The organism is Streptomyces sp. CB01249 (assembly GCF_001905735.1).
Classification (GTDB): domain Bacteria; phylum Actinomycetota; class Actinomycetes; order Streptomycetales; family Streptomycetaceae; genus Streptomyces.
Genome location: NZ_LISW01000002.1, coordinates 540,022 through 554,376, shown reverse-complemented (window position 1 = coordinate 554,376; position 14,355 = coordinate 540,022). Strand labels below are relative to the sequence as shown.

Below are 14,355 nucleotides of genomic sequence, written 5' to 3'. Positions count from 1 at the left end.
CGCACGGGGATCAGGCGTTGCGGATGGCCTCGATGTCCAGGCGCTTCATGCCGAGCATGGCCTTCATCGCGCGGGCGGCCTTCTCCGGATCCGGGTCGGTGAGCGCCTCACCGAGGCCCGGCGGGACGATCTGCCAGAACAGGCCGTACTTGTCCTTGAGCCAGCCGCACTGGATCTCCTGCCCGCCGCCGGAGGTGAGCTCGTTCCACAGCCGGTCCACCTCCTCCTGCGAGTCGCACTCGACGGAGAGCGAGGCGGCCTCGTTGAGGGTGATCTCGGGCCCGCCGTCGAACGCGACGTACTCCGCGCCGTCCAGCTGGAACCGTACGGTCATCGCCGTGCCCTCCTCGCCGGGGCTCGCGGCGGTCCAGCGGGTGGTCTCCAGGACGCGCGAGTCGCCGCCGACGACGGAGACGTAGTAGTCGGCCGCCTCCTCGATCACGCCCTTCGGATACCAAAGGAACGTGGTGACCTTCTGCATGGTCCTCTCCTCATGTACAGGGGCAAAGTGCCGTGAAGGGTAGACCGCGCGGGCGCCCGGAACTCATCGACGTGCCGGGGCTAGATCTCTCCCAGCGATTCGAAGCGCCAGCGGTGGACCGGCCGGGTGACGAGGTCCGGACCGGGCTCGGGCAGCTCCGGGAGCTCGTCGGCGTACCCGCCCTGCCACCAGGTGATGACGAGCACCCGGTCCTGCGGGGCGCGCAGCAGCTCGCTGCGGAGCGGGGGGCGGGACAGCGCGGCGGCGCGGGCGCGGGCCCACTCCGCCAGTTCGCCGCCCCGGCCCTCGGCGGCGCGGGCCTCCCACATCAGGGCGGTGACCGGGGCGCTCATGAGTAGAGGTTGTCCTTGCTGATCTCGTGCACGTGGTCGTGGTCGTGCGTGTGGGCGCCCGGGACGTGGGTCTCGGTGACGGGCAGCGAGGAGTCGGCGGACAGCTCCAGGTCGGAGGCGGGCCGGTTGCGGGCGACCATCTCGGCGCCGAGCGCGGCGACCATCGCCCCGTTGTCGGTGCACAGCTTGGGGCGGGGCACGCGCAGCCGGATGCCGGCCCGCTCGCACCGCTCCTCGGCGAGCGCGCGCAGCCGGGAGTTGGCCGCGACGCCGCCGCCGATCATCAGGTGGTCGACGCCCTCGTCCTTGCAGGCGCGGACGGCCTTGCGGGTGAGCACGTCCACCACGGCCTCCTGGAAGGACGCGGCCACGTCGCGCACCGGCACCTCCTCGCCGGCCGCCCGCTTGGCCTCGATCCAGCGGGCGACGGAGGTCTTCAGGCCGGAGAACGAGAAGTCGTAGGCGGGGTCGCGCGAGCCGGTGAGCCCGCGCGGGAACGCGATGGCGGCCGGGTCGCCCTCGCGGGCGAGGCGGTCGATGACTGGGCCGCCGGGGAAGCCGAGGTCCAGCACCCGGGCGATCTTGTCGAACGCCTCGCCGGCCGCGTCGTCGATGGTCGCGCCCAGCGGCCGGACGTCGTTGGTGATGTCCGGCGCGAGCAGCAGCGAGGAGTGCCCGCCGCTGACCAGGAGTGCCATGGTCGGCTCGGGCAGCGGGCCGTGCTCCAGCTGGTCGACGCAGATGTGGGACGCCAGGTGGTTGACCCCGTACAGCGGCTTGTTCAGCGCGTACGCGTACGCCTTGGCGGCGGAGACGCCGACGAGCAGGGCGCCCGCGAGGCCGGGTCCGGCGGTGACGGCGATGCCGTCGAGGTCGCGGCCGCTGACCCCGGCCTCCTTCAGGGCGCGCTCGATGGTGGGGACCATCGCCTCCAGGTGGGCGCGGGAGGCGATCTCGGGGACGACGCCGCCGAAGCGGGCGTGCGTGTCGACGCTGGACGCGACGGCGTCCGCGAGGAGCGTGGTCCCCCGGACGATGCCGACCCCGGTCTCGTCGCAGGAGGTCTCGATGCCGAGTACGAGCGGTTCGTCAGCCATCAGTCAGTCTCGTTTTCTTCGTGTACGTGGAGGCGCATGACGAGCGCGTCGATGTTGCCCGGCTGGTAGTAGCCGCGGCGGAAGCCGATCGGTTCGAAGCCGAAGCGCTCGTAGAGCTTCTGGGCGCGCGTGTTGTCGACGCGGACTTCGAGCAGCACCTCGGCGCACTCGAAGGCGGTGGCGTGCCGGAGCAGATCGGTCAGCAGCTCGGAGCCGAGCCCTCCGCCCCAGTGGTCGCGTGCGACGGCGATCGTCTGTACGTCGGCGAGGTCGCCGGCGGCCGCGAGGCCCGCGTATCCGACGATCCGGCCGGTGCCCGGCTCCTCGGCGACGACGTAGCGGCGGGTGGCCGCCGGGCCGCGCGCATGGGCCAGCTCGGACCAGAACATGCCCGCCGACCAGGCGTCCTCCGGGAACAGCTCGTGTTCGAGGGCGAGCACGGGGTCGATGTCCCACCAGCGCATCTCGCGCAGCACCGCAGTCGTGACGGTCACTTCGGGGTGACCACCTTGTAGTTCTTCGGGACCTGCGCGTCGGGCCTGCGGAGGTAGAGCGGCTGCGGCGCCAGCAGCTCCTCGCCGGCCGCGAGGCGTTCGGCGGCGAGGCCCGCGAGGGCGCCCGCCGCGAGGTGTTCGGGGCCGCGCGCGTCCGGGAACGCCTCCGGGTAGAGCACCGCGCCCGCGCCGACGACCGGGAGGCCCGCGAGCCGGTCCGCGATGTCGGCGGGCCGGTCGACGGAGGGGCCTTCGGTCCGGGTGCGGGCGTCCTCGTACCGCGCCCAGTAGACCTCCTTGCGGCGGGCGTCCGTGGCTACGGCGAACGGACCGTCGAGTCCGGAGCGCCCGGCGGCGTACGCGAGGCCGTCCAAGGTGCACAGGCCGTGCACGGGCACGGAGAGCGCCGAGCCGAAGGTGGCGGCCGTCACCAGGCCGACGCGCAGTCCCGTGTACGGGCCGGGGCCGACGCCCACGACGACGTCCGTCACGGCGTCGAGTTTCACCCCGGCGTCCGCGAGGACCCGGTCGACGGCGGGCAGCAGCAGCTCCCCGTGCCTGCGGGCGTCGACCTGCACGGACTCGGCGACGACGCGGGTCCCGTCGTGCAGGGCGACGGTGACGGCGGGGGTGGCGGTATCCATTGCGAGCAAGAGCACGCAAACAGCCTACGGCTCCGGCGCGGCCCGCCCCGCGCCCCGTACGGCATCCCTGCCGGGGCGGTCCCGGCTGCTACCGTCACCGGGTATACGCGGAGTACGTGTAAACGCTTGAACGCTTGTACGACTTACGGTCCGCGTACGACTTGTGGTTCGCGCCTGACGGCACACGACAGCGAAAGAGGCACGCACGGTGGCAAGGGGCAGCTCGGGAATCGTGGCCGCGCTCACCGCGGCGGCCGTCGTGGCGGTCGGCTTCCTGGCGTACCAGGCTTCCGCGAATGTGCCGGACGACCTGGCGTCGAAGCCGAAGGCGTCGAGCAGCGCCTCGGCGTCCGCGCCGGCCGGGGGCCACAGCAAGCCCAAGCCGAAGAAGGACCCGCTGGCCGTTCCCGCCGGTTCCGGCACCGGGGCGCGGGTCGTCTACGCGCTGCACGACCGCCGGGTGTGGCTGGTCGACGCGAAGGGGAAGGCGTCGCGGACGTTCAAGGTGATGCCGAGCACGGTGCTCGCGACGCCGGGCACGTATCACGTGACGTCGCGCTCGGGCAGCGTGAAGGGGTCCGACGGCGTGCCGATCGAGCACGTGGTGCGGTTCGCGACGGTGAACGACGTGACGATCGGTTTCAGCGCCGCGCAGGACGGGTCGATGGAGGAGCCGGATCCCACGGTGAAGGCAGGGGGCGTGCGGATGTCTCGGGCCGACGGGGATGCGGTGTGGCGGTTCGCCACGGTGGGGGCGACCGTGGTGGTGGTCCCCTAGCCGGGGGCGCCCTCAAACGCCGGACGGGCTGGTTTTCCGCGGGCCGTCGGTGCCCGCGCTCACCGATGTCCTCAATCGCCGGACGGGCTTGATTTTGCCGCCCGTCCGGCTTTTGCCGTGCGGGGGGATTTCGCCGCGTGGGCAGGGTTTGCCGCGTGAGCGGCGTTGACTGGGCGCGCAGGATTCACCGGGCGGGGCTGGTTGCGTGGCGATGGCGGCGTTGATACCGCGTTTGCCGCTGCCGTCGCGGCCAGCAGTGTGCTCATGGGAACCGCCGTGCTCGGCGGTCCCGGGTCACGGTCGGATGTCGGCATGGCGCCTCCTGGGGCTCCGGCTCCGGGGGAAGGCGTGGTTAGGTAGACCTAACCCGCTCTCGTCCTCCATGTCACCATGCCCGCCCCGTCCCGCGCAACATTTTGCCGACACCACGTCGGAAACTGCGGGGCGGTCAGCCCCACGGCGTCCAGGACTCGTTGCGCAGGCCCGCCCAGCGCGGCCCGACGCCCACCAGGGTCACCGTGCGGCGTTCGTCGTCGGTGTCCCCCACCGCGCGGTCGATGAACACCTGGAGCCGGTCGTCCGAGAGCTCCTCGACCTTGCCGTCGCCCCACTCCACGACCACCACGGACTCCGGCAGCGACACGTCGAGGTCCAGGTCCTCCATCTCGTCCAGCCCGCCGCCCAGGCGGTACGCGTCGACGTGGACCAGCGCGGGCCCCCCGGAGAGCGAGGGGTGGACGCGGGCGATCACGAACGTGGGGGACGTCACCGCACCCCGGACGCCCAGGCCCTCGCCGAGTCCCCGGGTCAGGGTCGTCTTGCCCGCGCCCAGCTCGCCGGTGAGCATCACGAGGTCGCCCGGGCGCAGCGCGGCGGCGAGGCGGCGGCCCAGGGCCTGCATCTGTTCGGGGGATTCGAGGGCGAGGCGCACGGTGACGGCGCCGGGGACGTTCTCGTACGCGGTGGCCTCAGCGGCCGCCGGGCTGTTCTGCGGTTCCATGCCCGCCAACGTTAGAGGACTCCGGTACGGCTCCGGCCCGCACCAGCAGGTCCGCGAGCCGGTCGGTCACCGTCTCGGGGTGCTCCAGCATCACCAGGTGCCCGGCGTCCGGCACGATGACGAGTTCCGCGTCGGGCAGCAGGTCCGCGATGGCCTCGCTGTGCGAGCTGGGCGTCACGAGGTCCTTGTCCCCGGCCAGGATGAGGACCGGGAGGTCGCGGAAGAGGGGCAGGGCCGCGCTCTTGTCGTGCTCCGCGAAGGCCGGGTAGAACTCGGCGACCACGTCGATCGGGGTGGACTCGATGAGCCGTTCCGCGAACCGCGCGACGGCCGGGTCCACGTCCCGGGAGCCGAAGGAGTACCGCTTGATCAGCCCGGCGAACAGGTCAGCGGTCGCCCGGCGCCCGCGCTCCACCAGCTCCGCCTGCGAGCCGAGCGCCCGCAGCACTCCGGGGAGGACGCGCCGCACGGCGTTGACGCCCATCACGGGCAGCCCGAAGCTGACCTCGTTCAGCCGGCCGCTCGACGTACCGACGAAGGCGACGGCGACGACCCGGTCGCGGAGCAGGTCCGGGTACTGGTCGGCGAGCGCCATGATCGTCATGCCGCCCATCGAGTGGCCGACGAGGACGAGCGGGCCCTCGGGGGCGGCGGCGTCGATGACGGCCTTGAGGTCGCGGCCGAGCTGGTCGATGCCGACGGGCACCCCGCCCCCGGCGCGGGCCTGGGCGCGGCCGCGCTCGGAGCGGCCGTGGCTGCGCTGGTCCCAGTGGACGGTGCGCACGAGACCGCGCAGGGCGGCGCGCTGGAAGTGCCAGGAGTCCTGGCCGAGGCAGTAGCCGTGGCTGAAGACGACGGTGACGGGGGCGGGCGCCTTGCGGCCGAAGAGGCGGCGTCGGCGGGAGCCCGAGGGGGCGGTGTCCTCGGGCGGATCGACCTCGTCCACCTCGTAGTAGAGCTGGGTGCCGTCGTCGGCGGTGGCCCGGCCGGGCGTCCCGCGCAGCGCGCCGTACGGGCCGGTGGCGTCCAGGGCGAGGCGCGCACGTTGCCGCATGCCCCGGCCGACGGTCAGCCGCTCCACGGCGACCCCGGCCGCGGCCCCGGCGGCGAGCACGCCTATGGCGGCGCCGGCGATGCCCGCCCGGCGCCAGCCGGCCCCCGAGGCGGCCGCCGTCGCCACCACGTCACCCGTGCTGAAGTCGCTCACCCGTGCCCCGCTCCTCGTGGGTCGTGTCAGTGGGTCGTGTCAGTCGGTCGTGGCGCCCAGGTGGACGCGCGGTACCCGGGCCCCGATCCGGGTGACGATCTCGTACGCGATGGTGCCTGCGGCCTCCGCCCAGTCCTCGGCGCTCGGCTCGCCCCGGTCGCCGGGCCCGAACAGCACCGCCTCGCCGCCCGCCGCCACCTCGTCGCCGTCCAGGTCCACGACGAACTGGTCCATGGCGACCCGGCCCGCGATCGTCCGCCGCACCCCGCCGACCAGGACCGGGCCCCGGCCGGACGCGTGGCGCGGGATGCCGTCGGCGTAACCGAGGGGCACCAGGGCGAGGGTGGTCTCGCGGGGGGTCGTGTAGTGGTGGCCGTAGCTGATGCCGTGTCCGGCCGGGACCTGCTTGACCAGGGCGACCGACGCGGCGAGCGTCATCACGGGGCGCAGCCCGAAGTCGGCGGAGGTGCCCAGCTCCGGGCTGGGCGAGATGCCGTACATGGCGATCCCGGTCCGCACCAGGTCGAAGTGGGAATCGGGGACGGTCAGGGTCGCCGGGGAGTTGGCGATGTGCCGCACCTCGGGCTCGACGCCCGCCTTCTCCGCGTACGCCACCATGTCGCGGAAGGTGTCCAGCTGGGCGGTGATCGAGGGGTGGCCCGGCTCGTCGGCGCAGGCGAAGTGGGACCAGAGGCCGGTGACGCGGACGGTGCCCGCGCGCTCGGCGGTGCGGGCGGCGGCGACCAGTTCGGGCCAGTCGGCGGGCTGGCACCCGGCCCGGCCGAGTCCGGTGTCGGCCTTGAGGTGGATGCGGGCGGTCCGCCCGGCCGCCGCGGCGGCCTCGGTGACCTCGCGCAGCGCCCACATGCCGCTGACCGACACGTCGATGTCGGCCTCGATCGCCTCGCGCCAGGGGCCGCCCGGGGTCCAGAGCCAGCACAGCATCGGGCCGTCGATCCCGGCCACGCGCAGGGCCAGGGCCTCCTGCGGGGTCGCGGTGCCCAGCCAGGCGGCGCCCGCCTCCCGCGCGGCGCGCGCGCAGGGGACCGCGCCGTGCCCGTAGGCGTCGGCCTTGACCACGGCCATGAGTTGCGCCCCGGCCGCCCGGGCACGCAGGACGCGCACGTTGGCGCGGAGTGCGGCGAGGTCGATCTCGGCACGGGCTCGCAAGGACGCTGTCTCGTTCATATCGCGCCCAGTCTCTCAGAGCCGCCCGCGCGGGCCGGTCCGGCGGGGCGCGTCAGCGGTGGCGCAGCTCGTGTTCCAGATGGTCGGCGAGGACCGGTACGTGGCTGTGCTCGACGTCCTTGACGGCCGTCACGAGCGTCACCGGGCCGCCCGCGCGGACCAGCCCGGCCAGCTCGTCCACGGCCGCCGACTCGGCCGGACCGGCGAGCTCCGCGCGGTAGCGCTCCACGAAGGCGTCGTAGCGGGTGGCGGAGCGGTCCTCGTGGTACCAGGAGCGCAGCTCGTCCGACGGGGTGAGGTCCTTGAGCCAGCGGTCGATCGCGGCCTTCTCCTTGGACACCCCGCGCGGCCACAGCCGGTCCACCAGGACGCGGGTGCCGTCGCCCTCCTCCACCCCGTCGTACACCCGGCGTACGCGCACGTCACCGCTGCTGCTCACGGCCGGTCACCTCTCCTCGGGTCCTCGGCGGTCGTCCTCCTCAGCTTCGCTCAGGCCCGGACGTCCCGCCACGCCCCGGGGATCGCGTCGGCGACGTCCATCGCGGCGAGCGGGGAGCCGTCGGCGGCGCGGCGGGCGGCGAGCCCGTGCAGATAGGCCCCGGCGGATGCGGCGTCGAGCGGGGCGAGCCCGGCGGCGAGCAGGGAGCCGGTGAGGCCGGAGAGCACGTCGCCGCTGCCCGCGGTGGCGAGCCACGGGGTGCCGGTCGGGTTGACCCGGACCGGGGTGTGCGGGGCGTCCGTGGCGATCAGGGTCGTAGAACCCTTCAGCAGCACGGTCGCCCCGAACCGCCCGGCGAGTTCCCGTACGGCGGCGAGCCGCCCCGCCTCGACCTCCTCGCGCGCCACGCCGAGCAGCGCGGCGGCCTCCCCGGCGTGCGGGGTGAGGACGGTGGGCGCGGTACGGGCCCGCACCACGTCCGGGTCGAGCAGCCGCAGCCCGTCCGCGTCGACCAGCACCGGCACCTCGGTGGCCAGCACGTCGGAGACGGCCGCCCCGGCCTCGGTGCCGTCGCCGAGCCCGGGGCCGACGACCCACGCCTGCACCCGCCCGGCCTCCGAGGGGCGGCCCGCGTGGACCAGGGTCTCCGGATGCCGGGCGATGACCGCCTCGCCGCCGGGGCCCGCGTAGCGCACGGCGCCCGCCCCGGCGCGCAGCGCCCCGGAGACGGCGAGGACGGCGGCGCCCGGGTAGCGCGCCGATCCGGCGGCGATACCGACGACCCCGCGCCGGTACTTGTCGCTCTCGGCGGCGGGCACGGGCAGCAGCGCGGCCACGTCCGCGTACTGCAGCGCTTCCAGGTCGGGCACGGCGGGGAGTTCGGGCCCGAGGCCGATGTCCACGAGGCGCAGCGCCCCGGCCCGTTCGGCGGCCGGGTCCACGAGCAGCGCGGGCTTGTACGCGCCGAAGGTGACGGTGGCGTCGGCGCGCACCGCGTCGCCGGTCACCTCGCCGGTGTCCGCCTCGACCCCGCTGGGCAGGTCGACGGCGACGACGGGCGCGCCGTGCGCGGTGTACTTCCGGACCAGCTCGGCGGCCCCGGGGCGCAGTCCGCCGCGTCCGCCGATGCCGGTGATGGCGTCCACGACGAGGTCGATCCGCCCGGCCCAGTCCTCGTGCGCGGTGCTCTCGGCACCGTCGACCACGTGTCCCCCCGCCGCGACCAGGGCCGCGCTGCCGCCCTCGTGGGCCCGGCCCGGGGTGACCCGCACGGCGACCACGCCGGCGCCGCGCCGCGCGAGCCGCGCCCCGGCGTACAGCGCGTCGCCGCCGTTGGCACCGGTGCCGACGAGGAGGACGACGCGCGAACCGTAGACCCGCCCGGCCCGACGCAGCAGATCGGCACAGGCAGCGGCGAGCCCGGCAGCGGCCCGCTGCATCAACGCCCCTTCGGGAACCCGCGCCATGAGGGCGGCTTCGGCGGCCCGTACGGTGTCAACGCTGTAGGCAGTACGCATGCCTTCAACGTACGCACGTTCAGTGGCGCACGCAGACCTCAGCGAAATCAAGCCCGTCCGGCGATTGAGGACGGAACCGGCCCGCCGGACCCCCCGAGGCCACAGGGGCGGAGCCCCCGTCACCCCTCAGCGATCACCACGGCCGACGCCACCCCCGCGTCATGGCTGAGCGACACATGCCACTGCCGCACCCCCAACGCGGCGGCGCAAGCCGCCACCGTCCCGCGCACCCGAAGCCGCGGCTGCCCGCTCTCCTCCACGTACACCTCCGCGTCCGTCCACAGCAGCCCGCCAGGCGCGCCGAGCGCCTTCGCCAGGGCCTCCTTCGCGGCGAACCGGGCGGCCAGCGAGGCGATCCCGCGCCGCTCACCGCTCGGCAGCAGCAGCTCCGCCTCCACGAACAGCCGCGCAGCGAGCTGCGGCGTACGCTCCAACGCCGCGTCGAACCGCTCGATCTCCGCCACATCGATCCCGACCCCGATGATCACGTTCCCACCCTCACTGCTCGGCTCACTCCACGGTGACGGACTTCGCCAGGTTGCGCGGCTGGTCCACCTCGTTGCCGCGGGCCGTCGCGAGTTCGCAGGCGAAGACCTGCAACGGCACGGTGGCGACCAGCGGCTGAAGCAGCGTAGGCGTTGCGGGGATGCGGATGAGGTGGTCGGCGTACGGGACGACCTCGTCGTCGCCCTCCTCGGCGATGACGACGGTCCGGGCGCCCCGGGCCCTGATCTCCTGGATGTTGGACACGATCTTGCCGTGCAGCACGGACCGCCCGGCCGGGGACGGGACCACGACGACGACGGGCACCCCGTCCTCGATGAGCGCGATCGGCCCGTGCTTCAGCTCACCGGCGGCGAACCCCTCGGCGTGCATGTACGCGAGTTCCTTGAGCTTCAGCGCGCCTTCCAGGGCGACCGGGAAGCCGACGTGCCGGCCGAGGAAGAGCACGGTGTCGTGGGAGGCCAGGGACCGGGCCAGCTCGCGGACCGGCTCCATGGTCTCCAGGACCCGTTCGACCGAGCCGCTGATCTCGGAGAGCTGCCGGATGACGGTGCGGATCTCGTCGCCCCACTTGGTGCCGCGCACCTGGCCCAGGTAGAGGGCGACGAGGTAGCAGGCGACGAGCTGGGTGAGGAACGCCTTGGTGGAGGCGACGGCGACCTCGGGCCCGGCGTGCGTGTAGAGGACCGCGTCGGACTCGCGCGGGATGGTCGAGCCGTTGGTGTTGCAGATGGCGAGCACCTTCGCACCCTGCTCGCGGGCGTGCCGCAGGGCCATCAGGGTGTCCATGGTCTCCCCGGACTGGGAGATGGCGACGACCAGGGTGTGCGGGTCGAGGATCGGGTCGCGGTAGCGGAACTCGCTGGCGAGCTCGGTCTCGCAGGGGATGCGGGTCCAGTGCTCGATGGCGTACTTGGCGATCATCCCGGCGTGGTACGCGGTCCCGCAGGCGACGATCACCACCTTGTCGACCTCGCGCAGCTCGCCGCGCGTGATGCGGACCTCGTCCAGGTGGAGGGTGCCCTCGGGGTCGATGCGGCCGAGGAGGGTGTCGGTGACGGCCTTCGGCTGCTCGGCGATCTCCTTGAGCATGAAGGACGCGTACCCGCCCTTCTCGGCGGCCGAGGCGTCCCAGTCCACGTGGTACTCGCGGACCTCGGCGGGCCGGCCGTCGAAGCCGGTGACGAGGACGCCGTCCCGGCGCAGCTCCACCACCTGGTCCTGGCCGAGCTCGATCGCGGACCGGGTGTGCTCGATGAACGCGGCGACGTCGGAGGCGAGGAAGGACTCGTCGTCCCCGAGCCCCACGACGAGCGGGGAGTTGCGCCGGGCGCCGACCACCACGTCGGGCGCGTCCGCGAAGACCGCGACCAGGGTGAACGCCCCTTCCAGGCGGCGGCACACCTGGCGCATGGCCTCCGCCGGCTCCCCGCTCTGGCTGTACGCCTCGGCGAGGAGGTGGGCGACGGTCTCGGTGTCGGTCTCGGAGAGCAGGTCGTGGCCGCGCTCGCCGAGTTCGGCGCGCAGGGCGGCGAAGTTCTCGATGATCCCGTTGTGGACGACGGCGACGCGGCCGGCGTTGTCGAGGTGCGGGTGGGCGTTGACGTCGGTGGGCCCGCCGTGGGTGGCCCAGCGGGTGTGCCCGATCCCGGCGGTCCCGGCCGGGAGCGGCTGTTCGGCGAGCGCCTTCTCCAGGTTGACCAGCTTCCCGGCCTTCTTGGCGGCGGCGAGCCCGCCGTCGGCGAGGACGGCGATGCCCGCGGAGTCGTAGCCCCGGTACTCCAGCCGCTTGAGGCCCGCGACGACGACGTCCTGCGCCGACTGCCCGCCGACGTAACCCACGATTCCGCACATAGTGGTCCCTTCCTGGTCACCAGCCCCTGTTCTTCGCATAATCGCAGAAAACCGGGTCCACCAGCCGATTGAGCACCACGCGCCGCCGCGCCCTCACCCGGCCCGTACGGCCTCCGGCACGGGTTCCCCGACCCCCTTCGGGGCCACCGGCCGCTCCCCCTTGACCAGCAGCAGCACCGCGACGCCCGCGACGACGCCCACCGCACCGGCCACCACCGCGGCCGTGTTCAGCCCCGAGGCGAACGCCGTCCGCAGCGCGTGCTCCGGCATCCCGGCGGCCCGCAGCCCCGCCGCGCCGCCGCCCGCCAGGGCGTGAGACGTCCCGTCGCCCAGGCTGTCCGCCATCCGGGAGGTCAGCACGGTCCCGAGCACGGCGACCCCGAAGGCGTAACCGAGCTGGCGGAAGGTGTTGACCGCGCCGCCCGCCATCCCGGCCCGCTCCGGCGGGACCGCGGCGAGCGCCGCGCCCGCGATGGCCGGCGAGACCAGTCCCGTACCGATGCCCGCGAGCGCCAGGCCCGGGATCAGGGCGGGCCAGGAGGAGCCCGCGCCCAGGACCGCCTGGGCGAGGGTGCCGGCGCCGATGAGGGCGAGTCCGATGCCGATGGTGAAGCGCGGCTGCACCCCGTGCAGCAGCCGGCCGCCGGCGGCGGCGACCACGAAGGAGGTCGCGGCGAGCGGCAGGACCGCCAGACCGCCCTGGACCGGGCTGAGTCCGAGGACCGTCTGCAACCAGATGGAGGTGTACGGCAGCACGCCGAAGGCCGCCATGTTGAAGGCGAGCGACCCGGCCATCACCCCGGTGAACGCGGAGGTCCGGAACAGCGACAGGTCGAGCAGCGGGTGCGCGACGCGCAGCTCCACGACGACGAAGCAGACCAGGGCGAGCGCGGCGACGGCGAACGTGGCGAGCGTCTGCCCGGACGCCCAGCCGACGCTGCCCGCCCGGACGACGGCGTACGTGGCCGCCCCGGCGAACACCGCGAAGGCGGCGGTCCCCGCCCAGTCGGTGCGCCGGTCCCGCGCCCCGTGCGACTCGGGCACGGTCCTGCCGGTCAGCCAGATCGCGACGACGCTCACGGGGAGGTTGACGTAGAAGATCCACCGCCAGCCGGGCCCCTCGGCGAGCAGCCCGCCGACCACGGGCCCGATCGCGGCGGCGCCCCCGGCCACCGCGCCCCAGAGCCCGAGCGCCACGGACCGGTCCTTGCCCTGGTACACCGAGGCGAGCAGCGGCAGCGTCGTCGCGAACATCGCGGCGGCCCCCACGCCCTGGACGGCGCGCGCCGCCACCAGCAGGCCCGGTGACGAGGCGAGCCCGCAGGCCAGCGAGGCGGCGGCGAAGAGCACGACGCCGATGACGTGGACCCGGCGGCGGCCGAGCCGGTCGGCCGCCGCGCCTATGCCGAGGAGCAGGGCCGCCAGCGCGAGGGCGTAGCCGTCGATGACCCATTGCAGATCGGAGAGCGAGGCGTCGAGCGCCTTCGCCATGCCGGGCAGTGCCACGATGACGATCGTGACGTCCAGCAGCAGCATGAACGTCCCCAGACAGACCGCGGTGAGCGGCCCCCACTTACGCATGTCCTTGATTCCTTCTCCCGTACGGGTTCCGCGTGACCGGCGGCCACCCCCGTACGATCGGACGGAGGCGGCCGGAATCCCCAGCCAGTGACGCCCCGGCGCCGGAATCCGACATGGAAGGGGGCTTCGGCAGTGGAATCACCCACCCGGGGCGACGTCCTGGACCTGCGCATCCTGCACGCGCTGGAGCTGGACGCCCGTGCGCCCTTCAGCCGGATCGCGGCCGCCCTCGGCGTCTCCGACCAGACGGTCGCGCGCCGCTTCCGCGCGCTGCGGGCGGAGGCGGGGCTGCGGGTGGTGGGGGTGCGGTGCGCGGCGACCGAGGAGTCGTTCGAGCACTGGCTGCTGCGGGTGCGGTGCGCGCCGGAGGGTGCGATGCCGATCGCGGAGGCCCTGGCCAAGCGCCCCGACACGTCGTGGATCGGGCTGACGTCGGGCGGTACGGAGGTGACGTGCACGGTCAACGTGCGCAGCCGGGACGACGCGGACGACCTGCTGATCGGCAAGCTGCCGCGTACCCCGCACATCGTGGACATCCGCGCGCACCAGCTGCTGCACCGGTTCTACGGCGGTCCGGCCGGCTGGCTGCACAAGAGCGGGGCGCTGACCCCGGAGGAGACCGCCGCGCTCACCACGTCCCCCTCCCCCGCCCCGCCCGGCCCGGCCGTCATCACCGCCGAGGACGAGCCCCTGGTCGCCGCGCTGGAACGGGACGGCCGGGCCACGTACCCCGAGCTCCAGCGTGCGAGCGGCCTCTCCGAATCGGCGGTCCGCCGACGGCTGGCCCGGCTGGTGGCCTCGGGCGCGCTGTACGTGGACGTGGAATTCGACTCCGCCCACCTCGGCTACCGCAACGCGAGCATGCTGTGCGTCACCGCCGCGCCCCGCGCCCTGCACGCGGTGGGCACGGCCCTGGCCACGGACCCCGAGGTGGCCTACGCGGCGGCCACCACGGGCCCGTCGAACCTGATGGCCGTCGTGATCACCCGCGACTCCGGCCACCTGTACCGCTACCTCAGCGACCGCCTGGGCGGCCTGGACGGCGTCGAGCACGTGGAGTCGATGCCGCTGCTGCGCCGGGTGAAGCAACTGACGTACGGGCCGTTCCGGGGGTAGGGCCCGGGTCCATAGGAATCCGTATGACGGGCATGGGCGCACCTATTTTCCGGAGGGGGCCCGCGGTCCCTAGATTCCTGGGGAACCCACCGCACACCACGG

15 protein-coding genes are annotated in these 14,355 nt (G+C 74.1%); 2 read left to right on the top strand and 13 right to left on the bottom strand.

Annotated features, from left to right (window positions below; translation table 11 throughout):
* Positions 1-10 precede the first annotated feature (10 nt).
* The 5 genes from AMK18_RS11050 to tsaB all read right to left on the bottom strand — a co-directional run bounded on the left by AMK18_RS11050 (position 11) and on the right by tsaB (position 3,069).
* Positions 11-481 (bottom strand): VOC family protein, encoded by a 471-nt coding sequence (locus AMK18_RS11050; protein ID WP_018101176.1) that lies wholly within the window; start codon positions 479-481, stop codon positions 11-13.
* Positions 482-561: 80 nt separating this feature from the next.
* On the bottom strand, positions 562-834 hold the full coding sequence (locus AMK18_RS11045) for a hypothetical protein (protein ID WP_073862655.1): 273 nt from the start codon (positions 832-834) through the stop codon (positions 562-564).
* Positions 831-1,931 carry a tRNA (adenosine(37)-N6)-threonylcarbamoyltransferase complex transferase subunit TsaD gene (gene tsaD, locus AMK18_RS11040; protein WP_018101178.1) on the bottom strand — a complete coding sequence of 367 codons (1,101 nt, stop codon included), beginning with the start codon at positions 1,929-1,931 and terminating at the stop codon, positions 831-833. Before tsaD ends, AMK18_RS11045 begins: the two co-directional genes overlap by 4 nt.
* Complete coding sequence (rimI, locus tag AMK18_RS11035) at positions 1,931-2,425, bottom strand: ribosomal protein S18-alanine N-acetyltransferase (RefSeq protein WP_018101179.1); 495 nt, start codon at positions 2,423-2,425, stop codon at positions 1,931-1,933. The genes tsaD and rimI overlap by 1 nt, the downstream gene beginning before the upstream one ends.
* Entirely contained in the window at positions 2,422-3,069 is a 648-nt protein-coding gene (gene tsaB, locus AMK18_RS11030; RefSeq protein WP_018101180.1) for a tRNA (adenosine(37)-N6)-threonylcarbamoyltransferase complex dimerization subunit type 1 TsaB, read from the bottom strand. Before tsaB ends, rimI begins: the two co-directional genes overlap by 4 nt.
* A 232-nt stretch (positions 3,070-3,301) precedes the next feature.
* On the opposite strand from tsaB, the gene AMK18_RS11025 reads away from it, so the two are divergent.
* Positions 3,302-3,847: a hypothetical protein gene (locus AMK18_RS11025; RefSeq protein ID WP_018101181.1), complete on the top strand. Its 546-nt coding sequence runs from the start codon at positions 3,302-3,304 to the stop codon at positions 3,845-3,847.
* 448 nt (positions 3,848-4,295) lie between these two features.
* On the opposite strand, the gene tsaE is transcribed toward AMK18_RS11025, so the two are convergent.
* The 8 genes from tsaE to AMK18_RS10985 all read right to left on the bottom strand — a co-directional run bounded on the left by tsaE (position 4,296) and on the right by AMK18_RS10985 (position 13,137).
* Positions 4,296-4,847 (bottom strand): tRNA (adenosine(37)-N6)-threonylcarbamoyltransferase complex ATPase subunit type 1 TsaE, encoded by a 552-nt coding sequence (gene tsaE / locus AMK18_RS11020; protein WP_073862654.1) that lies wholly within the window; start codon positions 4,845-4,847, stop codon positions 4,296-4,298.
* Positions 4,816-6,054 (bottom strand): alpha/beta fold hydrolase, encoded by a 1,239-nt coding sequence (locus tag AMK18_RS11015; protein ID WP_073862653.1) that lies wholly within the window; start codon positions 6,052-6,054, stop codon positions 4,816-4,818. The genes tsaE and AMK18_RS11015 overlap by 32 nt, the downstream gene beginning before the upstream one ends.
* A gap of 39 nt (positions 6,055-6,093) precedes the next feature.
* Positions 6,094-7,242 carry an alanine racemase gene (alr, locus tag AMK18_RS11010; protein ID WP_073862652.1) on the bottom strand — a complete coding sequence of 383 codons (1,149 nt, stop codon included), beginning with the start codon at positions 7,240-7,242 and terminating at the stop codon, positions 6,094-6,096.
* Between the two features lie 52 nt (positions 7,243-7,294).
* Complete coding sequence (locus tag AMK18_RS11005) at positions 7,295-7,681, bottom strand: DUF488 domain-containing protein (protein ID WP_018101185.1); 387 nt, start codon at positions 7,679-7,681, stop codon at positions 7,295-7,297.
* Positions 7,682-7,731: 50 nt separating this feature from the next.
* Positions 7,732-9,198 (bottom strand): NAD(P)H-hydrate dehydratase, encoded by a 1,467-nt coding sequence (locus AMK18_RS11000; protein ID WP_073862651.1) that lies wholly within the window; start codon positions 9,196-9,198, stop codon positions 7,732-7,734.
* A 119-nt stretch (positions 9,199-9,317) separates the two neighbouring features.
* Entirely contained in the window at positions 9,318-9,686 is a 369-nt protein-coding gene (locus tag AMK18_RS10995; RefSeq protein WP_073862650.1) for a holo-ACP synthase, read from the bottom strand.
* A gap of 22 nt (positions 9,687-9,708) precedes the next feature.
* Positions 9,709-11,556 carry a glutamine--fructose-6-phosphate transaminase (isomerizing) gene (gene glmS / locus AMK18_RS10990; protein WP_018101188.1) on the bottom strand — a complete coding sequence of 616 codons (1,848 nt, stop codon included), beginning with the start codon at positions 11,554-11,556 and terminating at the stop codon, positions 9,709-9,711.
* A gap of 93 nt (positions 11,557-11,649) precedes the next feature.
* The gene (locus AMK18_RS10985; protein ID WP_073862649.1) at positions 11,650-13,137 is read right to left on the bottom strand and encodes an MFS transporter; all 1,488 of its coding nucleotides are present in this window, start codon (positions 13,135-13,137) and stop codon (positions 11,650-11,652) included.
* 132 nt (positions 13,138-13,269) lie between these two features.
* On the opposite strand from AMK18_RS10985, the gene AMK18_RS10980 reads away from it, so the two are divergent.
* Complete coding sequence (locus AMK18_RS10980) at positions 13,270-14,253, top strand: Lrp/AsnC family transcriptional regulator (RefSeq protein WP_073862648.1); 984 nt, start codon at positions 13,270-13,272, stop codon at positions 14,251-14,253.
* The last annotated feature ends 102 nt before the right edge of the window (positions 14,254-14,355 follow it).

What these genes read in the sequence shown, in the direction of transcription:
- AMK18_RS11000 (WP_073862651.1), bottom strand. Translation starts at nt 9,198, where the DNA reads ATGCGTACTGCCTACAGCGTTGACACCGTACGGGCCGCCGAAGCCGCC.
- alr (WP_073862652.1), bottom strand. Translation starts at nt 7,242, where the DNA reads ATGAACGAGACAGCGTCCTTGCGAGCCCGTGCCGAGATCGACCTCGCC.
- glmS (WP_018101188.1), bottom strand. Translation starts at nt 11,556, where the DNA reads ATGTGCGGAATCGTGGGTTACGTCGGCGGGCAGTCGGCGCAGGACGTC.
- AMK18_RS10985 (WP_073862649.1), bottom strand. Translation starts at nt 13,137, where the DNA reads ATGCGTAAGTGGGGGCCGCTCACCGCGGTCTGTCTGGGGACGTTCATG.
- AMK18_RS11045 (WP_073862655.1), bottom strand. Translation starts at nt 834, where the DNA reads ATGAGCGCCCCGGTCACCGCCCTGATGTGGGAGGCCCGCGCCGCCGAG.
- AMK18_RS11050 (WP_018101176.1), bottom strand. Translation starts at nt 481, where the DNA reads ATGCAGAAGGTCACCACGTTCCTTTGGTATCCGAAGGGCGTGATCGAG.
- tsaD (WP_018101178.1), bottom strand. Translation starts at nt 1,931, where the DNA reads ATGGCTGACGAACCGCTCGTACTCGGCATCGAGACCTCCTGCGACGAG.
- tsaB (WP_018101180.1), bottom strand. Translation starts at nt 3,069, where the DNA reads ATGGATACCGCCACCCCCGCCGTCACCGTCGCCCTGCACGACGGGACC.
- tsaE (WP_073862654.1), bottom strand. Translation starts at nt 4,847, where the DNA reads ATGGAACCGCAGAACAGCCCGGCGGCCGCTGAGGCCACCGCGTACGAG.